The following is a 4,111-nucleotide window of genomic DNA, read 5'->3' as shown; positions in this document are numbered from 1 at the left end:
ATGGGCGACCCCGAGAAGGCGGTCTCGTTCTACCGCAAGGCGCTGCAGATCGCGCCCGACGACCGCCTGGCGAACCAGCGGGTGGGCCAGTACCTGGAGCAGCGTGGCGCGGCCAGGGAGGCGATCGCGGGGAGGAAGTCCACCAGGCTCAGCCGCCGCGGGGGCGTCGCCTCGCGCGCTTCTCCCGCCCGCAGCAGGGAGGTGTCGAGCCGGAAGGGATTGGGGCGCAGGATCTCCGAGAGGGGCCGCGAGAAGAGCGGCGGGAGCCGGAAGCTCGGCGGCGTCAACAGGATGCGCGGCGGCGCCGCGACCGGCGCGGAGCGGCAGGTCGGAGGTTCGGTCCGGACTTCGGCGCGCGGCGGGGTCCAGGCCTCGTCGCAGCCGCGGCATTCCAGGCGGTCCGGCGAGAGATCGATGGTAATGGGCGGTGTCATGGGCGGCGTCCTCCTTCTATGCCGGCGCGGCACTCCGCGTTCTGCCGGCAGAGGGCGAGCAGATAGTCGACGATGCGGTTGCGGAAACCCTCGAGGTCCCAGGGCTGGTTGTCGTAGGGCATCACCCCGTTGACCTCGTAGGGAAACAGGCGCTGGCCGCGGGCCCCGTAGGCCTCGGCCCCGGTCTCGGGGCGGGCCGTCCCGCGCGGCAAGAGCTCGGCGAAGTTGAGCAGGGTGTCCAAGTGAAAATCCCCCAGGGCGTAGCGGCGCCGCCAGTCGATGCGGTCGACCCGGCGCCAGCGCCAACGGGTGTCGCGCACCAGCGGGAGGCCGACCCGCCGGCCCGCGGCGTCCATCAAATAGATGTCGCCGTCGCGGTCGCCGCGCAGCCGCAGGTCGCCGCGGGCGCGCCAACGGCGGCGATCCTCCGGAAACTCGGCGGTGAAGCCGCCCTCGAAGTGCCCGTCCAGCCCGATGCCCGCGACGGAGGGGTTCAGCAGGTCGAGCAGGCCGCGCGGCAGGACGCGCAGCCCCGCCGCCCGGAAGCGCAGGTCGAGGCCGGTGACGTCCAGGCGGCGCTCCGGGCCGTGCCACAGGATGTTCAAGGCGCCCTCCGCGCCGGGCTCCAAAAGCAGGGTGACGGGGCCGCGCAGGAGACCGCCGGGGGCGCCGTGCGGGTTGAGGCCGAGGCGCAGCCGGGGGACGCGGATCTGGCTGACGCCGTCCTGGAATTGCAAGCGGTCGACGGCCAGCTCCCCTTCGACGCCGCGCAGGACGACCGGGCCGCGGTCGATCGCCGCTGCGCGGAACTCCGCGAAGTAATGGTCGTGGCCCTCGTACTCGCGCTCCGAGCGCAGTTCCAGATGCCCCTCGCGCACCAAGGGGCGGCGGGCGGGCGCGCCGTTTTCGCCCTCCCTCAGGTCGAAATCGAGGCTGAGGCTGCGGCCGCGCTCCGACTCGGCGCTGCGCAGGGCGACCTCGGCCGCATAAGAGTGCGAGCCGTTGAGTTGAAACAGGATCTCGGCCGAGAGATTTTCCAGCAGGGCCTCGAAGTCGTAGCGCGCCGCCTCGGGACGCAGCGGGAGCGGGACGGCGGCGCCGAGCTCCAGGCGGCGGGTGCGGCCCGCCCAGCCGGAGAGCGCGAGGCGGGCCCGGGGCTCGGCCGAGGGGCCTCGCAGGAAGGCCTCCAAGCCCGGCAGGGACTCCGGGCGGTCGCTCAGGGTCAGGGAGAATTCGGTCAGGAGGGGACGCTGTCCGCCCGCCTCCCACAGCTCGCCGTTTCGAAATTCCAAGGAGGTCGATTCGGGCAGGGGCTCCAGGCCGTTCTCGGTCCACTGCCAGGTGCTGCGAAACAACAGCTGCCCGTCGAGCTCCACCGCGCCCAAGGCGGGCAAGGCGGCCTGCGCGCTCAGCGCGAGATTGCCTTCCATCCAGAGGCGCCCGGTCGCGGCGTCAAACTCGACGCGCAGCCCCGGAGGCGTCTCGATCCCGTCCAGCTCCGCGCTCGCGGCGGCCGCGGCCAGCGTCGCCGTCTCGAGGCGGATCGGCGGGCGCGTCGGGCCCGGCCGCGCCGGGAAGTCGATGGGATCCAGGTTGATCTCCAGGTCGCGGGACTCCGCCGTCACCGCTTGACCCCCGCGATACACGACCTCGAAGCTGCCGCGCGAGGCGCCGAGGTCGAGGATGCCGGGGAGAAACAGGTCGTTGAGCTCGCCGATCGCAAGCTCGACGCGACTGCCGGGCTCGAGCCACTCCTGCAAGGGTTGCAGGATCGCCCGGGCTCGGGCCAGAGGTCCGCGCGGGTCCGGTGCGGCGGGCACGGCGCCGGTGGAACGGGCGCGGCGCCAGTCGAGAATGCGCGCGATCAGAGTCTCCAAATGGAAATGGGCCGGCAGGCGCCCGTTCGGCTCGAGGAGCTCCGCCGGAATAAAACGCGTCAACAAGTAGTCGATCCGCGGGTTGTCGCGGTGATTGGGATAAGTCACGCCCGGATAGCAGTCCGCCGCGCCGCCGTCGGCCTCCGGGGGTCGCGCCAGGCACTCGGCCACGGACTCCCACTGGTCCCCGGCGGGGAGGTCCCGGCCCAGCGGCGGGCGGGGCACCATGAAGGGGTCGAGGAAAAAGAGGACGCCGGGCTCGGTGCGGGCGATGGCGTGCAGCTCGCCGAAGTCGCCGACGCTGACCCGCTCCGGCCAGAAATTGAGGCCGAGGGGGCCGTCCAAGTAGATGCCGTCGACGGAGAGGAGATTTCTCAGGCCGAGCAGGAGGACGTTGTCGCGGACCTCGAGGCGGGAGGTGAGGGAGGCCCCGGGGGAGATCTCCACGCCTAGGGCCTGGTAGGGCGAATCGCTCCAGGGAAAGCCCGCGAATTCCCGAAGGCCGGGGCGAAGCCGGATCTCCGCCGCAAGCTCGGCGCGCCCCACGTCGAGGCGCAGCGGTCGCGGCGTCTCGCGGGCCGCCTCGAAATTGCTTCGCACCCACCATTCTTGTTGGGGGAGCTCGGGATCCACCGCAGAGATCCAGTCCGGCCAGCGTCCCTCGGCGGGACAGGGGGGGATCTCGGGCGGGGTCTCGTCGAGCGAGACGGTGCCGCGGGCCCCGTGGCAGTTGGCGCAAGGGGGCGTCATGCCGAGACCCCTCTCGGCCCTAAGGCCCTTCGCGATGGCGTGCCCCATGCGAAATGCGTCATGATTTCAGATTTTTAGGCGGCTACCCTCTTTTAACCGCTGTGCCCCGGCAGGTTCCCTATTAAATTTATCGGGGCTTCCTAGGGGAAGTTGCCTCGGATGACAACCAAATTCTCTAGGAATTCTAAGGTTTTACCTTCACGCACCGCGGCAATTTAAGGCAGGTCGGGCGGCTTGGCCCCGCGGACGTGCGCTTCCATCCATCGCTGCCAGCTGGCCAGGTCGGGGGGTCTGAGGCTGAGGTCGTGCACCGTCATTCGGAAGCGAAGGTGGTCGCCCAGGCCCAGGTCCCGCTGAAACTCCAGGTCCTCGCCGGCGGGGATGCGGGGGTTCTTTCGGTTGTGGCGGAGGTATTGATGTTCCAGAGTGGGTACTTCTGTGCCCAAATAGCCCGGATTTCGGCTCAAGATCAGTAAAATATCCTCCGGACCATAGGGTTGTTCTTGGTTTTTCAATAGGGCCTCCATCGGGCTTAGGACCTCAACGCTCCGTCTCCCCTGTCCTTGGGGGGAGGGGCGAATCCAAATCTGCAGGTTGCTGACGCTCCCGATCTCCGGGTCTTCGACCTCCCTTTGGTGGAGGGTGAGTAGGATGTGCTGGGTGAGGCCGTGGAGGCGTTTGCGCTCCTTTTCGCCCCGGATCATCATCTCGTCCAAGTAACGGTCGACGCTCTCTCGGGCCCCCGCCATGATCCGGGGAAAATAGGCGACCAGGAGGGTGGGACCGGTGATCGTCGACTTGTTGGGCTCGGCCGGCGCTTGGTTGACGGGGGCAGGCTCGGCGGGGAGGGGACTGGGTGGCCGCAGCTCGCGGGTCGGCTCCAGCAAGACGTATTCCTTGGCGGCGGGGGGCAGGGTGTCGAGCAGGGGCTCGGCCCTCAGGCCCTCGCTCGCGAAACCTTGGATCGATCGGTAGAAGGGTAGAAAGCCGGCGACCGGCGGGAGGCCGGCCTGCTGGCGGCGCAGCTCCCAGACCGCGTTGGGCAGGTAG

2 protein-coding genes are annotated in these 4,111 nt (G+C 69.8%); both read right to left on the bottom strand.

The genetic code is table 11. The features are described 5' to 3' along the window. Nucleotides 1–29: 29 nt before the first annotated feature. Entirely contained in the window at nucleotides 30–434 is a 405-nt protein-coding gene (locus tag FBR05_14945; protein MDL1873476.1) for a hypothetical protein, read from the bottom strand. Continuing rightward, nucleotides 431–3,061: a hypothetical protein gene (locus FBR05_14940; GenBank protein MDL1873475.1), complete on the bottom strand. Its 2,631-nt coding sequence runs from the start codon at nucleotides 3,059–3,061 to the stop codon at nucleotides 431–433. Before FBR05_14940 ends, FBR05_14945 begins: the two co-directional genes overlap by 4 nt. Between the last annotated feature and the right edge of the window lie 1,050 nt (nucleotides 3,062–4,111).

The sequence above is a fragment of the Deltaproteobacteria bacterium PRO3 genome (assembly GCA_030263375.1).
GTDB lineage: Bacteria > UBA10199 > UBA10199 > DSSB01 > DSSB01 > DSSB01.
Note: the sequence above shows the minus strand (reverse complement) of the source record. Positions and strands in the feature narration are given on the sequence as shown.

Coding starts and splice junctions, on each gene's coding strand:
- FBR05_14945 (MDL1873476.1), bottom strand. CDS start 434: ATGACACCGCCCATTACCATCGATCTCTCGCCGGACCGCCTGGAATGC.
- FBR05_14940 (MDL1873475.1), bottom strand. CDS start 3,061: ATGACGCCCCCTTGCGCCAACTGCCACGGGGCCCGCGGCACCGTCTCG.